This window comes from Paenibacillus allorhizoplanae (genome assembly GCF_927798215.1).
GTDB classification, from domain to species: Bacteria; Bacillota; Bacilli; order Paenibacillales; family NBRC-103111; genus Paenibacillus_E; species Paenibacillus_E allorhizoplanae.
In genome coordinates this window covers 19,198-36,026 of sequence record NZ_CAKMMW010000010.1, presented here as the reverse complement: position 1 = coordinate 36,026, position 16,829 = coordinate 19,198, and the positions used below count along the sequence as shown (strand labels likewise).

At 47.0% G+C, this 16,829-nt stretch carries 15 protein-coding genes and 1 riboswitch; of the genes, 7 read left to right on the top strand and 8 right to left on the bottom strand.

The annotated features are described in order from the left end of the window. Positions 1–3 precede the first annotated feature (3 nt). The 6 genes from L6I86_RS17620 to L6I86_RS17595 all read right to left on the bottom strand — a co-directional run bounded on the left by L6I86_RS17620 (position 4) and on the right by L6I86_RS17595 (position 7,426). Positions 4–3,171 (bottom strand): DUF4430 domain-containing protein, encoded by a 3,168-nt coding sequence (locus L6I86_RS17620; protein WP_236289126.1) that lies wholly within the window; start codon positions 3,169–3,171, stop codon positions 4–6. Positions 3,172–3,320: 149 nt separating this feature from the next. Then, a riboswitch (cobalamin riboswitch) is annotated at positions 3,321–3,515 on the bottom strand. Positions 3,516–3,655: 140 nt separating this feature from the next. Then, on the bottom strand, positions 3,656–3,940 hold the full coding sequence (locus L6I86_RS17615; RefSeq protein ID WP_236289124.1) for a hypothetical protein: 285 nt from the start codon (positions 3,938–3,940) through the stop codon (positions 3,656–3,658). Positions 3,941–4,273: 333 nt separating this feature from the next. Beyond that, a complete protein-coding gene (locus L6I86_RS17610; protein WP_236289122.1) occupies positions 4,274–4,897 on the bottom strand; it encodes an MBL fold metallo-hydrolase in 624 nt (207 codons plus the stop codon). Positions 4,898–4,917: 20 nt separating this feature from the next. Next, positions 4,918–5,484, bottom strand: coding sequence for a thioredoxin family protein (locus L6I86_RS17605; protein WP_056618420.1), 567 nt, complete (start codon positions 5,482–5,484; stop codon positions 4,918–4,920). Positions 5,485–5,560: 76 nt separating this feature from the next. Next, entirely contained in the window at positions 5,561–6,160 is a 600-nt protein-coding gene (gene uptA / locus L6I86_RS17600) for an undecaprenyl phosphate transporter UptA (RefSeq protein WP_236289120.1), read from the bottom strand. Between the two features lie 315 nt (positions 6,161–6,475). Continuing rightward, on the bottom strand, positions 6,476–7,426 hold the full coding sequence (locus L6I86_RS17595) for a LysR family transcriptional regulator (protein WP_236289118.1): 951 nt from the start codon (positions 7,424–7,426) through the stop codon (positions 6,476–6,478). Positions 7,427–7,532: 106 nt separating this feature from the next. On the opposite strand from L6I86_RS17595, the gene L6I86_RS17590 reads away from it, so the two are divergent. The 6 genes from L6I86_RS17590 to L6I86_RS17565 all read left to right on the top strand — a co-directional run bounded on the left by L6I86_RS17590 (position 7,533) and on the right by L6I86_RS17565 (position 13,522). Continuing rightward, the gene (locus L6I86_RS17590) at positions 7,533–8,015 is read left to right on the top strand and encodes an HPP family protein (protein WP_236289116.1); all 483 of its coding nucleotides are present in this window, start codon (positions 7,533–7,535) and stop codon (positions 8,013–8,015) included. 81 nt (positions 8,016–8,096) lie between these two features. Beyond that, positions 8,097–8,543 carry a cupredoxin domain-containing protein gene (locus tag L6I86_RS17585; RefSeq protein WP_236289114.1) on the top strand — a complete coding sequence of 149 codons (447 nt, stop codon included), beginning with the start codon at positions 8,097–8,099 and terminating at the stop codon, positions 8,541–8,543. A gap of 163 nt (positions 8,544–8,706) precedes the next feature. Continuing rightward, positions 8,707–9,387, top strand: a complete 681-nt coding sequence (locus L6I86_RS17580; RefSeq protein WP_236289112.1) for a response regulator transcription factor — start codon at positions 8,707–8,709, stop codon at positions 9,385–9,387. Further along, entirely contained in the window at positions 9,384–10,763 is a 1,380-nt protein-coding gene (locus L6I86_RS17575; RefSeq protein WP_236289110.1) for a sensor histidine kinase, read from the top strand. Before L6I86_RS17580 ends, L6I86_RS17575 begins: the two co-directional genes overlap by 4 nt. A gap of 74 nt (positions 10,764–10,837) precedes the next feature. Beyond that, on the top strand, positions 10,838–13,036 hold the full coding sequence (locus tag L6I86_RS17570; RefSeq protein WP_236289109.1) for an MMPL family transporter: 2,199 nt from the start codon (positions 10,838–10,840) through the stop codon (positions 13,034–13,036). Positions 13,037–13,297: 261 nt separating this feature from the next. Then, positions 13,298–13,522, top strand: coding sequence for a dehydrogenase (locus L6I86_RS17565; protein WP_338113421.1), 225 nt, complete (start codon positions 13,298–13,300; stop codon positions 13,520–13,522). A 524-nt stretch (positions 13,523–14,046) separates the two neighbouring features. Here L6I86_RS17565 and melA read toward each other — a convergent pair. After that, entirely contained in the window at positions 14,047–15,345 is a 1,299-nt protein-coding gene (gene melA / locus L6I86_RS17560; protein WP_236289107.1) for an alpha-glucosidase/alpha-galactosidase, read from the bottom strand. Positions 15,346–15,492: 147 nt separating this feature from the next. Here melA and L6I86_RS17555 point away from each other — a divergent pair, with 147 nt between their 5' ends. Beyond that, the gene (locus L6I86_RS17555) at positions 15,493–16,353 is read left to right on the top strand and encodes an AraC family transcriptional regulator (protein WP_236289105.1); all 861 of its coding nucleotides are present in this window, start codon (positions 15,493–15,495) and stop codon (positions 16,351–16,353) included. Positions 16,354–16,459: 106 nt separating this feature from the next. Here L6I86_RS17555 and L6I86_RS17550 read toward each other — a convergent pair whose 3' ends face one another. Then, entirely contained in the window at positions 16,460–16,753 is a 294-nt protein-coding gene (locus L6I86_RS17550; protein ID WP_236289103.1) for a Dabb family protein, read from the bottom strand. Between the last annotated feature and the right edge of the window lie 76 nt (positions 16,754–16,829).

Below are 16,829 nucleotides of genomic sequence, written 5' to 3'. Positions count from 1 at the left end.
GTTCTACTTTTTCTGCTCGTGCAGTCTCATAATAACCACTGCGACCATCTCTCTGGTTACAGGAAGCAACGGGTTGAAATATCCGTTATCCTCTGTCAATAATCCGGATTTAATAGCTTGATTAACGTATGGTAATGCCCAGTCAGCAACAAATGATTGGTCTTTAAGGTCAACCGCTAGCTGTCCCTCCATCGCAATACCTTGTAAACGACCCAGAATTACAGCCATTTCCTGTCTGGAAATCGTTTGATTCGGTGCGAAGGCATGGGCTGAAATCCCTGTGATCAATCCCTTCGATTTCGCGGTTACGATATACTTGAAATACCAATCTTCTGTGCTAACATCGTCAAAATCTGACTCACCAGTTACTAACTCACTTCCTGTATAACGGACTATGAGTGCCGCAAACTCTGCTCTTGTTAATTCGCGTTTCGGCTCGAAATTAGTTCCGGTACCTTCCATATATCCCAAGGTAGTGACATTAGCTACAGCTTCCAGTGCCCAACTGGAAATAGCAACAGCATCTTCATATTTTGTAGCCAGTGTTGTTTTGGTCTCTTCGGTAGGTTCCGCTGGCTTACCAGGGTTATTAGGGTTAACAACGTTACCACTACCCCCTCCTACTGGCGGGGTATAGGCATTACCAATGTCTTTTCCAAGATCTTTCGTGTACTGCCAACGAAGAACGTCGTTATTCTGTAATGTGTAGATACCCGCGCTGTATTCTGGAAAGACCCCGTTAACGGAGTACATCCAGCCACTTAGCTGTCCTTTATCAAACTCCCCTAAGTGATCAATCGATTGTACATAGATGCTTGCACCTGAACCTGTATAAGACAGAGCTGTACTTTGGGTGCCAAGTACTCGTTGTAGCAACGTAAACGCTGTATCGCCAGATTGCAAGGTAACCGTTATTGGAGCAATGATATCTCCTTCACCCAGAGAGCGTTTTTCAACAGAAAGTGTAACCTTTTGTGTAGTACTAGGTCCAGGTCCACCACCAGGACCAGGCGCTGTTACTAACGTCGATTTAAAGGCTAAGAACTCCGTGAAATGCTTCGTTTTAATAATTAAATCGCCATTCTCACTGTAAGCATACACATCATCGTTTCGATAGTTGCTGTTGTCATATTTAGGTATTGCAGTGAAATTACCGTTTTCATCTATGAAACCGGCGTTACGATCACCCATCCCCTTCAATTTCAGTGTAACGTGTTGATTAAACTGGATGCGGCTATCACCACCCACTTTAATGCGTGAATCGATACTGTCTAGTCTACTACCGCTGCTGGTTAGTACTCCGTTCACTTTATTCGTTACGGAATTATCGGTTGTACTCAGAATGCTTGGCAATTGAATCTTATTATTCCACGCAACTGATTTAACTTCTGTATAAGCCGGTATGTCCAACTCCGTACTGCCTCGTTTAGCAATAACCTCTGGCAAAAATGGTGTCGTGAATGAAAGAGTAATTTTGTTCGTGGCTGGATCATTTTCATCGGTCGAAAAGGTTACATTGGACTCATTTGCGCCAACATTGACAATCTGATCACCCGAAGTGCTCACATTATGAATGGTCAATTTATTACTTGCCGAACTACTGACCAAAGCTGCAGGTAATGCTTTGAGTGTTAGCGTCCCTTGTTGTCCTTGACCTGCAAATGTAATAGTAATATTTTGTTGGTTGCTTTCTTGCGTTATATGATCAATCGTCAAACCTGTAGTGCCAGGATCGAAGCTCCAACCCGCTGCTATATTAGCACCAGAGGTGAACGTATCGCCAACTAGCTTAATCTGCAAGCTCGGGTTTAGCGTTCCGATATTCGTTTTCGAAGCGATCGCAATGGAAGGCCAGCGCCCATAATAAAACGTAACGATATCATCGTCATTTAAAATATAATCTGCTGCACCGACTTGCGGTGATACCCCGTTAACTTTGTACATCCAACCGTCGTATCCGCCAAGAGTTCCTGCAGCTTGACCTGCAATTGAGGAGAGATAGGGGCCATAACTACTGTTTTGAATGACAAAGTTGATGTTGGACTTCTCAAGTACTTGTTTCAAAGCATCCATGGCCGTTGGCTGACTGCCATAGACTGCTGCAGTTATCGACTGTTGTGGCAGTATCGGACTATTAATACCATTAACGTTTATTTGTACGGTAGTTAGATTTGGCTTATCCGCCAAACGTTGCCAAACTGATTTACCCTGCTGAATATCTGTTAGTGCGATTAACACTTGTTCTGTTGCCATTAAGTTCTGGCTAGGTTCATCTACTTTCCAAGTAAAAGCTCCATTTGGCAGTTGGAAACTATACACCGCATCAACAACAGTTTGACCCTTAACCAACCAATTTGCGGACAACATGTCTTCTCCAACTGCGACCAAACCTGATACCGATGTGGCCCAACTGTTCGAGTTGTCGCCGTAACCCCATTGACCCGCGGAATTAAACCCAGCATTGTCTAACTGCCTTTGCTTCAATAACGTTTTTGCGCGTACTATTGCAGCTGCTGCTGCGCTATTGGATTGATAATTACCAAGTGCAAGCAACGCCATTCCTGTAATGTCTGTATCTGATTCACTTCCAAAGAAAGCAAACCCGCCATCAGACAACTGTAAGCTAAGTAAATAACTTAACGCTTTTTCTTTGGCTGCATCGTTCCAGCTCCCAACGTTATGTCCCCTTTTCTTGCCTGTATCCAGAGCAAGCATCGCCCAAATCTGTCGATTAGAACCACCGAAGGAACCCGTTGAAGGATCTTGCTGTGCTGCTAACTCTTTATACAAATTACGATTGGTTTCCCATGCGTGAGAGGGATCGAGATTCATAGCCAACAAACCAAAAATTAAATTGATATGGTATGTACTACTATCTGTTTCTAGTAAATCGCCAGGATCACTTTGTTCCCAAGAAGGCAGCGTCCATTTGCTACTATGCAGATCTTCCCCTGATCCCCATAGCGCCACCATCTGCCACCAAGAATTGAGTTCAGACCGATTTTGCTCATAAAATGAGACGGTATCCGAGATCATAGTATCCAATTTCGTACTTGGATTTGCATCGACTGCTCTCGCAGATTGCGGGACGATTAATAAAGTAATGAGAGCCAAACTTAATAGTGCTGAAACACCTTTTTTCATCAAACGGAACAAACTAATCACCTTCATCTTCCTTAAAATAGTGGATAAACAAAAAAAACACCCTTCCCCGAGTTCCAGAGGAAAGATGTCTTTGTAAGAATCGTGTTAATCTAACGACTAACCATTCTTTTTGGCAAATGCAAAGAAACATCTTCCTCCCATCCTCGTGAGAAAAAAAATAAAATACTTATCAGGCAGGTCTCCTGGCTTCGCTTCATCGCTTGTACAATCTCCTTCCCCTCTTGTTATCGAGAGTGGCTATGATTGTTAGCTCAGCGTTACAGTGGCGGGACCGCATCGGAATTGAACCGAACTTCCCTATTAAGCTTCCGCTAGATTCAGCAGAAAGCACCTATTAAGCTAGTTTATGAAATTGTTTGTAATCATGACGAATTGTACATGACTTCATCGTAATAGACAATCCTTTTTTTCACACACCCAAAAAGGCAACCCCACCAAGACCCCTAGGTCCTGCGGGATTACCTCTCTTTTTACCCGAGCAATCCGTAAATTAATATCTACAAATGCTGCGTGTAATAATTACTAACAAAATGAAAAGTACTAGGATACTAGCGGCTGAATTGTTTTTCGGAGGACAAGCAACAGCTTGCGTGTGAACCGGTTTCGGGAACACAAATTCAGTTTGTTGGTAGGACGCGTGCAGGTGGATATTATTGTGCATCGGTTGTTGCATAATTGGCGCTGGCGCTGGAAGCGGTGTAGGCATTGGCATTGGCATCGGGGTTGGCATTGGCATTGGTTGCATTGGGTAATTCGGGACTTTAACATATTCCATGGAAGAGCACCTCCTTCAAATTTTCCCCAAAGGGACTTTCTCAAGCTTACGGTTAACTCAAAGGTTATTGTTGGAGTTGGGTGAATAGCTTACAACATCAGTCTATGGGGAAGCACCTACGTTGCACACGGTAAATACCCAGTTTATAAATAAATTGGGTGGGTGTCATGGGCGAACGAGCATAATCAGGAGATAGTCGAATATTTCGACTTACAACAGCTACATCTCCACTTGCTCATCCTGCAACTCGATTATTTCGACTTACTCCTCTTCCCCATCCATATAACACAAAAAGGACCGCCCCCTCATCAGAGGGAGCAGTCCTTCAAATAATTACACGTATGGGTTATTCTCACGTTCGAAGCCAATCGTCGTCTTGGCGCCATGCCCCGAATAGACGATGACGTCGTCATCTAGCAGGAACAGCTTATCCTGGATGGAATCCAGCAGGGTATTGTTGTCTCCACCAAGCAGGTCGGTACGACCGACCGATAGTTTAAACAACACATCACCGCTGAACAGGTGTTTGTCATATAGTAAACTCACACTGCCCGGTGAATGCCCTGGGGTGTGGAACACCTTGAGCTTAATACCTAGGAACTCCAGCACTTGCCCCTCATCCAGCGCGAACTCTGCCGGATCCGTCTCAACTAAAGTCCCAAGTTCAGGCCAGCGAGCGGAGCCATTTTTCTTCGGATTCGTCAGCCAATCGGCTTCCAGGTCGTGAATATACACCGGACAGCCTTTGAGCTTACGAATCTCGTCAACGCCACCGATGTGATCGAAATGCGCATGCGTCAGTAGAATCGCCACGATGTCCATGTCGGCAATTTTTTTGATCAGCGACTTCGGATTCATACCGGGATCGATAATAATACCTTGATTCGTCTCTGGATTCGACAGTAAGTACGCGTTCGTCTGAACCGGACCCAGGACGAAGGATTGAATGTTGATCATCGTGATGCCACCCTCACCTTTTAGAACGATTCGATCAATGAACGAAGTTCCTTCACAATAACAGCATGATATCCGTTACCTTCGCCATATTGACGACCCATTTCGGCTCTGGCTACTTGAATTTTTTCGTTATAATCTGCCGCATCGCGATCTGGATTTTCTTTCTTGAATTGCGTCATAACCGCTTGCACGTTCTTCGGACGAGGTCCCCAGTGTCCAAGTGAGAAGCCGCCAGTATCCGTGAATACGACGATTGGAATCCCACGTCCGCCGCCTGTCAGGAACTGATCAATGACATCATAGTTTTGTTCAATGATAAGAACTTCCGTTGGAATGCCGCTATCTTCCAAAGCCTTGAAAACAACAGGCACGTTGCGAACAACGTCGCCACACCAGTCAGCAGCAATAATCAAGCAGCGAAGATCATCGCGATTGTTAAGGGATTCGAAATATTCCTTATCCTCTTCATTGTCCCAAGCAAAGCCATCATAATACGCTAAGAATTGCTCTTTATTTTTTTCCATACTTTCGATAAACTGTTTCGGCTTCAAGCCCGTACCCAGTTTACTAGCAAGATTTGCACCCATCGTTGTCATCCTCCCAGGATCATCCTATTTCTCATTCATTGTATCAAAAGCAAGGCGAAACCGCCAAATCAACCTTCTAGACTTTCGTTTTTCTTTTGAGATAAAATTGATAGCCCGCATAAAGGATCGTCAGCACGACAGCAGCGATGATCAATGGTTTAATATAAGGCCCCGCGTACTCGCCAATCGTCTCCCAGTTGTCTTTCAATTTCATGCCCAAATAAATATATAAGAATGAATAAGGAACTAAAGCTAATGCCGTGTAAAGGGAGAATTTCCCCAAAGGCATCTTCGCCATACCGCCTGGCAATGAGATCGCATGACGCACAATCGGAATAAATCTCGCTGTAAAAATCATACCCGTACCGTATCGATTAAACCAGCTTTCCGCCACATCGATATGATGCTTGCTGATCAGCAGGTATTTGCCGTATCTCTCCAGAAAAGGCCTGCCGCCATAACGCCCGATCCAATATAGCACGATTTGGGCCAACGTCCCCCCGATAACCGCACAAACCATGCCACCTACGAAGTTAATTTGACCTTTGGATACGAGATACCCTGCGTAGGCTAAAAGCAATTCGTTTGGAATGACCTCCAACATGAGTCCAAGGAAAATCCCCCAGTACCCCAAACCTTCCAAATATACCAAAACACTTTGAATCAAATCATGCATGCGTAACCCTCTCTTCGTTTCACTTTCCCTTACATTCGCTACTTACTTAGCTGGAAAAAATACATCTAATTGGGCCCAAAGGAGCAAAAGAAAGAGAATAGCTTGATTTTATCCATCTAAATTCGCCTATTCCTCTCGAAATTACCTATTATCCGCAAAATAGCTGGTTATTTTCCATGTATACTAATTATTCCGTTGAAATCCTCATATTTAGCTGTAGTTTTTCCTGTTAAATGCCTAATACTTCCCCTATGAGGTCTAACTTGTACGTGTTGCCTATTCTAATCCCATCCACATTCTATCATAGACATGCCGCTATCCTCTACTTGTATGCAACTCATTGCTGAAATAAGCCAAGATATGCGATTTACAAGCTTCCACAGGTGCGCTGAGCTCTTTGCCAGCACGGTGAATCAGCCCATGTTCCAACGGAATCGCTGTCTCCGACGCAACGCGAAGCAACTGACCCGCTTCAAGCTCTTTCTGAACAGCAGTGACAGGCAGCAAGGAGAGGCCCATGCCGCACATCATCGTCTGTTTGAGCATTTCCGTACTGTCGAAGGCCATTTCGGTAAACGTAGAGAGCCCTTTGTCCGTCATCAGTACCTGGGAAGCCAACGATTGATAAATGCAGCGGCTGCCAAATCCAATGACCTGTGTCTGTGCGATCGCTTCCCAGCCTTCCAGCTCGATGCGCTTCACTAGCGCCGGAGCCCCTACCCACACCAATTCATCCGCGAGCAGCGGAATAAAAGTGAGATTCCGCACCTTAGGATCACGCGGCACAATGCCTAGATCCACACGGTACGCCGACACCTCCTGAATAATGTCGCGTTGAAAGCCCGTTTCCAGCTGCAGCTGTATGTGCGGAAACTGCTCGAACAACGTCGGCAGCATCATCGGTAGATGCGGCACGCAGAATGATTCCAGCGCGCGCAGGCGCACCACACCTTTGGGCTCCTGTAAGCCCGTTAGTTTCTCCTGCAAGGATTCTCCCAACTGCAAGAATCGATACGCAAAAGGCGCCACCTCTCGGCCCGCCGCTGTCAATTCAACGCCACGCGGCAACCGTGTAAAGAGAGCTTGTCCTAAGGTTTGCTCCAGCTGCAAAATATGCATCGTCACCGTGGATTGTACATAACCGAGCTTAAGCGCGGCTTTGCTGAAGCTTTTCTCCTCCATCACCGTAACGAAGGTTTTCATACTTCGACCATCCAGTTGTTCCAGCATAACCAACGCACCACCCATCGGATTATCAAATGTCATCTATCGCAATCATTCGTTATTCAAATACATATTCTCATGATACCATATGAAAATGAGAAAACCATTAAAGAAAATGGGAAAAACAACAGAGAAAAGAGGCCCCCACATGTTCACTCGTCTTCGACTACAACTCTCTCCCATGTTCATCAAACTCCTCCCCGGCATCGGCGGCTTCATCGCCATCCTGCTGTGCAGCTTACTCGGCGACCTTGCTCGCACCTCGCTGCTGATGGCCCCCTTCGGCGCCTCCTGCGTCATCGCCTTCGCGCTCCCGCAGAGCCCGCTCGCTCAGCCCCGCAGCCTCATCGGCGGCCACGTGCTGAGCACGCTCGTCGGGCTCTGCGCCCTCACCGCGTTCGGCGTGCACGCGTGGAGCCTCGCTCTCGCGGTCGGCGCCGCTATCACGCTCATGCAGCTGACGCGCACACTGCATCCGCCCGCAGGCGCCGACCCGCTGCTCGTGATGCTCACCGGCGCCGGCTGGAGCTTCCTGCTCACGCCGGTGCTGCTCGGCGCAGCGCTGATCGTGCTCGTTGCCTGCGGGTATCACCGGGCAACCAAAGCCCACTACCCCACGAAGTGGTGGTGACACGGTCTGTGCAATTCCAATTCATGCGCTGACAAGCCTCCGCATAAGATGTACAAGACCCTTGTACAGGAGGCGGACCCTATGTCCCGAGTATGGATTGTCAAACGCAAACATTTTTATCAGCTATCAGCCGCACTTCTACTCATTCTTATCGGTTGGGTGTATCTAAATCGGGAAAACATCCTGCCAACCTTAGGTGAACCCACATCAGAACGCACCATTCACATGGTTGTTGGGGAGTTCAAATCCACCACAGCTGATGGCAAAACCATCGAGGCTTACCGCTGGGATCCCGGCTCCATTCCCGTTAAGAAAGGCGAGCGCATCAAGCTTAGCATCCTTGGCATCAATGGCGAGAGTCACCCCTTTTTCATCGAAGGACTCAATATCAGCGGTGAGATCAAAAAAGGCAAAGAAACCATCGTTCATTTTACCGCGGGCCAAGCGGGGACGTATCGCCTCATCTGTATGACGCATACCGATATGGCGCATAATGGTCCGATGATCGGCTATATCGAGGTCTATTAGAAACCTCCCTGGTTCTGTTTTATTTCAGCGAAACCTTATGCTTCCTTCTGCTCTTCGAATCGTCACCAGCAGGCGACTCGATATCAGAAGTGGCATTAAGGTTTTTTTTCGTTTACACTGATGCCAAGCTCAATTGATTCCCAATGAAGAAGGTGCTTCCCCTGTGAAAACACACATTCTCGTCGCCGACGACGATGCCCATATTCGCGAACTAATGCGCTTCCTTTTTTCCAAAGAAGGGTATGCGGTCTTTGAAGCAAGTGACGGTGAGCAAGCTTCGAAACTGCTGGAAACCGAACAAATCCATCTCGCCGTTGTTGATGTCATGATGCCGCTGCGTGACGGCTTGGAGCTATGTGCGGAAATCCGCGCGCACTACGATATTCCGGTTCTTCTTGTGACAGCCAAAGGTGAGATTGAAGATAAAGAACGTGGCTTTGCTTCAGGCACCGATGATTACGTAGTAAAGCCGTTCGAGCCGAAAGAGCTGCTCTTCCGTACGCGTGCTTTATTGCGGCGATACCAGTTGGTTTCTTCGGAGATGATTACACTTGGTCAAACGGTCATCAACCGCAAAAGCTATGAAGTCACGATCGCAGGAGAAACGCTGCTGCTGCCGCTCAAAGAATTTCAGCTGCTCGCCCAATTGGCGAGTCATCCAGGGCGCATTTTTACGCGTGAGCAGCTGATTCACATGCTGTGGGGCACGGATTATGAAGGTGACAGCCGAACCATCGATGTTCATATCAAGCGACTGCGGGAGCGTTTTTATGAGAAAACAAATGACTTTATGATTACGACAGTGAGAGGACTTGGTTACAAGCTTGAGGTGACGGAAGGGTGAAAACATTATATTTTCGCATCGTTGTTACGTTTATTCTCATCGCCATGGTCAGCTCGGTACTCGCACTCTTTCTTTCGAATTGGTATTATCTAACGAAATTAAGGGATCAGAACGAGGAACAAATTTGGAAAATCACGACCGAAATCCGCTCTCTTTATGAAGAAATGCCCAACGTCGAGCCTGCCACGTATTTCACTCATATCGCCAATATGGGGTTCCAGTTGTATGTCGTGAATGACCAGATGGCAGGGACCTTCTATGGGACGCCATATAAACATACGCAGTTCGATCCGGAACAGATTCAGCGTGTTTTAGCTGGCGAAACGTACCGTGGGATGCTGCAAGAGCGGCATGTTCTGATGGTGATCGGCTATTTTGAAAATAGCCTGCGCAACAGCATCGGTGTCCCTGTTCAGGTGCAGGGGAAAACGTATGCCTTGTTTGTTCGGCCTAATCTGGAACAGCAGATCGGCGGCGTGCGCGTGCTGATGGCTTTTCTGCTCGGACTTACCTTCCTGTTCAGCATCGTTCTTATCATTATTTTCTCCCAATTCATCGTGAAGCCTGTCAAAAGATTGCGAGAAGCCACACGACGAATCGTTGGCGGCAGTTACGAGATGACGATGGATGTTTCCCGTCAAGATGAAATCGGGGAGCTTGCACGAGATTTCACCTACATGGCGCAATCGCTCAAACAGGTAGAAGCTATGCGACAGGAATTCGTGGGCAATGTCTCCCATGAAATCCAGTCTCCGTTAACCTCGATTCAAGGCTTCGCCCAATCCATATTGGATCAGACGACCTCCGAAGAGGAGAAGGAGCGCTATCTTCATATCATTTTAGACGAAAGCAAACGATTGTCCTCCCTCAGTAAACAGCTGCTAACGCTAGCCTCATTAGATAAAGAGAGTCATGTAGTTAAGCGCACTATGTACCGGCTGGATGAACAAATCCGCCAAATTCTCATTCATACGGAGTGGCAATGGTCGGAAAAGGCACTCGACATCGAACTAGATCTACCGGAAACTGATGTCTCGGCCGACCACCAATTGATGCATCAAGTTTGGCTTAACCTTATTACGAATGGTATCAAATACGCTCGTCCTCATGACGCCTTACACATTGCGATTCAGTCCTCAGAGATGGAGGTCACCGTCGTGGTGAGCGACACAGGGATTGGCATGTCGGAGTCGGAGCTACCTCATATTTTCACCCGCTTCTACAAAGCGGATCGCTCCCGAAACCGCGCCAGTACGGGCACGGGCCTTGGTTTATCGATTGTTCAAAAAATTATCGAACTGCACGGTGGCAGTATTCATGTGCAGAGTGAGCTCGGCAAAGGGACAACTTTCACTGTCCACCTGCCCCGAATGTAATCTTGCATTCATCATCCGTTCATATTCCTCTCCTACTATTTGAAGTAGATTTAGGAGAGGGGATTGAACCTGCCATGAAACATGCTTTATCACGTCTTGCCCAGTTCGTAAGCAGTTCCAAAGGTGTCAAAATCGTACTCATCAGCTGGCTTGCTGCCATCCTTTTATTAAGCGCATTTGCGCCATCTTCCAAAGAAGTCGCCCAAAGCGGCGGTGAAGGCAGCTTAGCTGGCCATACACTATCGGAAGAAGCTAAACAGTTATTACAAGAGGCCTATCCTTCCTCGGACGGCTTAACTGCCATCCTCGTGTTCCATTCCGAGCACCCTATCACGGATGCTGAACGTGGCGCTATAACTAGTATCAGTGCGTGGCTGTCTTCTGATCAGAAGCCGTCATACGTCACGCGTTCTATACCCTTCCATCAAATGCCCGCCGCGCAGCAAGAGCTCTTATTTTCCGCTGATCGTACAACGCTCTTGTTAACGCTCTCCCTCCAGAAGGATCTGGCATCTGGTCCTGTCTATGATACGCTCGAACAGATTCGTCAAACGTCGGATCAGATTGGTTTAGGGACGATGAAGCTTGACATCACAGGTCCCGCAGGTATCTCATCCGATACCATTATGCTCTTCAAAAAAGCCGATTTTGTGCTAATGCTTGCTACACTCGGTATCATTCTCATCATTTTAATCGTCATCTATCGATCACCCCTGTTGGCCTTATTACCCTTGATTATCGCAGGCATGGTGTATGCAGTTGTCGATAGAGTCATAGGCTTAGCAGGCAAGATGGGCTGGATTTTCGTCGAGAAGCAGTCCCTTTCCATCATGATGATCTTGCTTTTCGCTGTGTTGACCGATTACTGCTTATTTATTATTGCGCGCTATCGTTCCGCCCTGCGGACAACTGATTCTAAGTACGAGGCGATGTCGAAGGCTTTCTCCAACGTGGCTGAACCGATTTTCTTCAGCGGCGGCACCGTTCTCATTGCCATGCTCACGTTATTTGCAGCTGTATTCAAGCCCTATCATAACTTTGCACCTGTCTTCTCCATCGCGATGGTGGTTATTTTGCTCGGTGGACTGACGCTGATTCCTGCAATGTTTGCCTTAATTGGGCGAAAAGCTTTCTGGCCGTTTATTCCACGTACGGATGACGCGGTTCTTGTGAATGAAGAGCCTCGCGGCTTCTGGGCTTGGGTCAGTACTCGCGTTACCTCAAAGCCGCGGATAACCGCTCTTGTTCTCATTATCGTTCTGGTGGCACCTGCGTTATCTACACTAGGCATGCGCTATTCGTTTAATCTCATGAAATCCTTTCCTAGCGATATTTCTTCTAGACAAGGCTTTGACACGTTGGAGGCGCAGTTCCCCCCTGGGCAATTAGCGCCAGTCACTGTTCTTTTGGACTCAAAGAAGGAAATCGTTTGGGATGAGGCTTTTATTAGCAAAATGAATACACTAACCGGACTTATCCGGGAGCATGAGGGGATTAGTTCGCTAACACCGGGGGTCAATCAAGTTGAGTTCACTTCTGCGAATGCCAATTTACCTAAGCATACGATGAAGTTTCAATTGATTTTGAAGATGAATCCCTATAATCAAGCTGCCCTAGAGGTGATCTCCGGCTTACGCAAGGATAGCGATGCCTTGCTTGGGCAGAGTGGATTCGAGACCGGTCAGTACGCCCTGCATTACGCAGGCCAAACGGCGGAGCAGCTTGATGTCCGTACCCTGAATAAGCGGGATACGTTGGTTATTTTCTCACTCATTACGTTATTGATTACCGTCATGCTGATCTGGCAAGCCCGCTCCCTACGATTGGCGCTTACCATGATGGCTACCATGTTGCTGTCCTACGCAGCTACAATGGGAGTGGTCTGGAGTGTGTTTCATTTCGGATTTGGACACGATGCCTTCAGCTACCGTCTGCCCGTGTATACCTTTATCTTCCTCATCTCGTTAGGCGTAGACTATAACATCATTTTGGTGTCTAGGGTGCAAGAGGAAGCGCAGCGCCATCCTTGGCGAAAGGCTGTGCAACGCGGCGCGGCGTTAACGGGCGGCGTCATCTCTTCCGCCGGCATCGTGCTGGCGGCGACCTTCTGTGTCTTAATGACGCAGCCGTTGCAGGAGCTGCTGCTGTTTGGTTTTGCGATGGCTGCTGGTATTCTCATCGACACCTTCCTCGTTCGAGGCATGCTGCTGCCAGCGCTGATGAGCTATATGGAGCCGCGTAAGGTGAGGCATTCTGTGGTGTTGGAGAAATAGTTGTGCATTTAAAAACATACCATGCTGCATACTGTTTGCGCCTATATCACTCCAAGTGAGCGAGACTCCTCTTCTGCCACGAACTTGGGCGCTGTAGGTCCTTGTCTCGAGTCGCTCTCCGCCCTCTCTGTGCATACACATAACAGAGAGAGGAGCGTCGATCCCTGTATGGTGTATCAGAAACAAAGTGAACGACATAAACAGCAACTTCCCAACGCTCGTGCCATTCGGAGAGCATGCAACAAGGAGTTATATCGAACAGTGAAGCGGCTCAAAATTTGGCTCACCCCCGAGCAACTCAAGTCCGCTGAAACTATCTACGTGAAAAAAGTGATGCTGAATCTCCCCTTCATCGTCGAGAATGGCAGCAATCGTCGATTGCTCGCCGATTGGTTTGGCGAACACGTAGGCCCCGAGATCGCTCCTATATGGAACGTCGAATTGGAAACCTTAAAAGAAGCATTTCGCGATGCGTTTGGTGGGTAGAGCGAGCCAGTTGATGTGATAAGAGCGGATCATCCGCTCTTATTTGCGTTGATGACGATCACTTCCTGCTCCTCCTAGCTACTCCTAGACCATGCATTCTCCTACTATTCTGCTCCTTGCCTGCTTTTTACCTTTACTACTCCTATTCCACTTAATTTCCCAAGCCACCGCCTCTTTGTCTCGTCTTCCACCAGCTGTTATAGCTGCTAATGCCCCCGATCAGCCAATTAGAGGGAAAAAGTACAGTTAAATCCTCGATATTCCCTCTTTATTATCAAATAACTGGAAAATATGTAGTTAATTCCAACCATTTTCATCAGATCAGGCAAATATGATGAAAACAACTACCTTTTTTCCATCTAATTGTAATTTTCATCCGTGAAACGCGAATTTAGCTGTAGATTTTCCAGTTAAACGTGGCGCCTGCCACCTGTCGAGGCATGAAAGACAGCCCCGTCTAGAGATAGCCCTTCCACCTTCATAAAAAAAGGCCGCGGGGACCATCATCCCCACGACCAAATTTCTTACTTATACGCTGGCAACCACTTGCCATGAGCCTCAATCAACTCATCGCACATTGCGATGATATCGTCTATCGACAACTCAGCTGAGGTATGCGGATCCAGCATAGCTGCGTGATAAATATGCTCACGCTTACCTGTAATTGCTGCTTCAATTGTCAACAACTGCGTGTTGATATTCGTGCGGTTCAGCGCCGCCAGCTGTGGTGGCAGATCCCCTACGTAAGTAGGTGTTACACCGTTACGGTCAACCAAACATGGCACTTCCACAACAGCTTCGCGCGGTAAGTTCGTGATTAAGCCGGTATTCATGACGTTCCCGCCGATTTTGAACGGAACATCCGTCTCGATCGCTTCGAAAATGTACGAAGCATACTCATGTGAACGTACATGCGTCAAATTCGCATCGTTCACAAGGTCCTCACGCATTTGTTTCCAGCGACTGATTTGATCAATACAACGACGCGGATACTCATCCAATGGAATATTGAAGCGATCCACGAGCTCTGGGTAATTCCGCTTGATGAAATACGGATGGTACTCAGCATTATGCTCAGAAGACTCCGTAATATAATGGCCGAATTTCAACATCATTTCGTAGCGAACCATGTCTTTGTGCTTCTCTTTTTGCTTCTCAGCCGCGCGTTTCTTAATCTCCGGATAGAGATCGACACCATCCTTGGACACCTCAAGCAGCCATGACATATGATTGATCCCAGCGATTTTCGCTTTGACCCCAGTTTGATCAATTTCCAAGTGTTTAAATAGCTCCGGTACACAAGTTTGCACGCTATGACACAAACCAACTGTGTTCACACCGCCATACGTGTTCATTACATTTGTCAAAACAGCCATCGGATTTGTGTAGTTGAGGAACAGCGCATCTGGACACACTTCACGAATATCCGCAGCGAAATCCAGCATAACGGGAATCGTTCTCAAGTTTCTGAAAATACCGCCAATCCCGACCGTATCGGCAATCGTTTGACGCAAACCGTACTTTTTCGGAATTTCAAAATCCGTAATCGTACATGGATCATAGCCACCTACTTGAATCGCGTTTACCACGAATTTGGCGCCACTCAAAGCCTCTTTACGGTTTGTATACGCTTTAATAGTGGACGTACTTCCACTCGTTTTCTTGATGTTATTCAGCATGTTAGCAGAATCTTGTAACCTTTCATGATCAATATCAAAGAGAGCGATTTCATAGCCTTGCAACGCGGGGGTAAGCAAACAATCACCTAGTACATTTTTTGCAAAAACCGTGCTTCCTGCACCTAAAAAAGTAATTTTGGACATGTGAGATTCTCCTCCAATAGTTCATCTATTAACATATCCTTACTATAGCGCAAGCCCGATTTGAAAAATATGGATTGAAACAACTCTAATATGGACATTTGTAGTTTTTTGGATTACGCTACATGTAAAAAACAAAGTGAGGCTACTATGCAACCAGATCATACTTACTTCGACATAAGCATTAATCCTTTACATAGCAATCCAGACTTATCTGTCCTTTTCAGCGGCGAAGGCAAGCCCAACCCCCAACACAAAATGGGACCTGCCGTTCACGATTATTACTTGATGCATACAGTTCTCTCGGGGAAAGGCACCTTCGAAATGGGTCAGCGAACCTATGCTTGCTCTACAGGAGATACCTTTATTATTTATCCAGGTGAGTTATTTTCGTATACAGCAGATAGTACTACACCTTGGCACTATGTCTGGGTTGCCTCCACTGGTCGATCCGTCGATTCACTACTTTCACAAATCGGGGTTTCCCCACAGCAAGCCGTGGTATCGGGGAATAATCCGCGCACCATTCGTCACTTTTACCGACATTTGCGCGCATGCTTCAGCCAGACCTCTTTTCCCCAGTTAGAAGAGCTGGAAGCTGAGGGTTGGCTGCGCCTTCTTCTTCGCGAGCTTGGACGGGTGAACACGCGCCATATTTCTGCCAAGCCAGCGATTGAAACCGATATCCAACGCCAGATCGGACAAGCTATTCGCTATTTAGAATTGCAGTACACACAATCGGTCTCCATCGAGCATCTCGCTCGCAGCTTGGGGTATCACCGCACCTATTTGTGCAAAATGTTCAAACAATCCACCGGATTATCTCCGATGCAGTATCTATTCAACATCCGGATGGAACGGGCCAAGCAGCTACTGATGACAACAGCCATGACCATTGATCAAGTCGCCTCCTCCGTCGGCTTCAATGATGCCCTATACTTCTCAAAGCAGTTTCACAAGTGGAGCGGTTCAGCACCTTCTGTATATCGGAAAGAGCTTCGAAGTGTATAACTCAAAAAAAATCCAGCTATTACTGCCTAATTTCATCGAAAATAGGAAGATAGCTGGATTTTCTCTTTATTTTAAGTCTTTCCACGGAAACGCCAATACATTTCCTCTAAATCTCAATATCCACGATTAAGCTGTCCACACGGCCAACTTCACGAATATACGCGGCTACTGCCTGATGCTCCGGGTTCGGACCGTAAGCTGCCAATGCAGCTTTATCTTCAAAACGAACGGAAAGTACGACTTGGAAGCCTTGATTTTTCTCGGAGAAGTTAATACCCGCTTGGATATCAACGATACCTGTCAGATGAGAACGAAGCGCTTTGAAACGTTCAACTACCTCTTGCAGCTGCTCTTGCGTAGTTGTTTCTGCAAATTTAACAAGGACAATATGATCAATCATGGTGTGAACCTTCTTTCTATACTCATTTAGCACATTAATAATGAACGACACTAATCTTATCAAAAACGCAAACCGA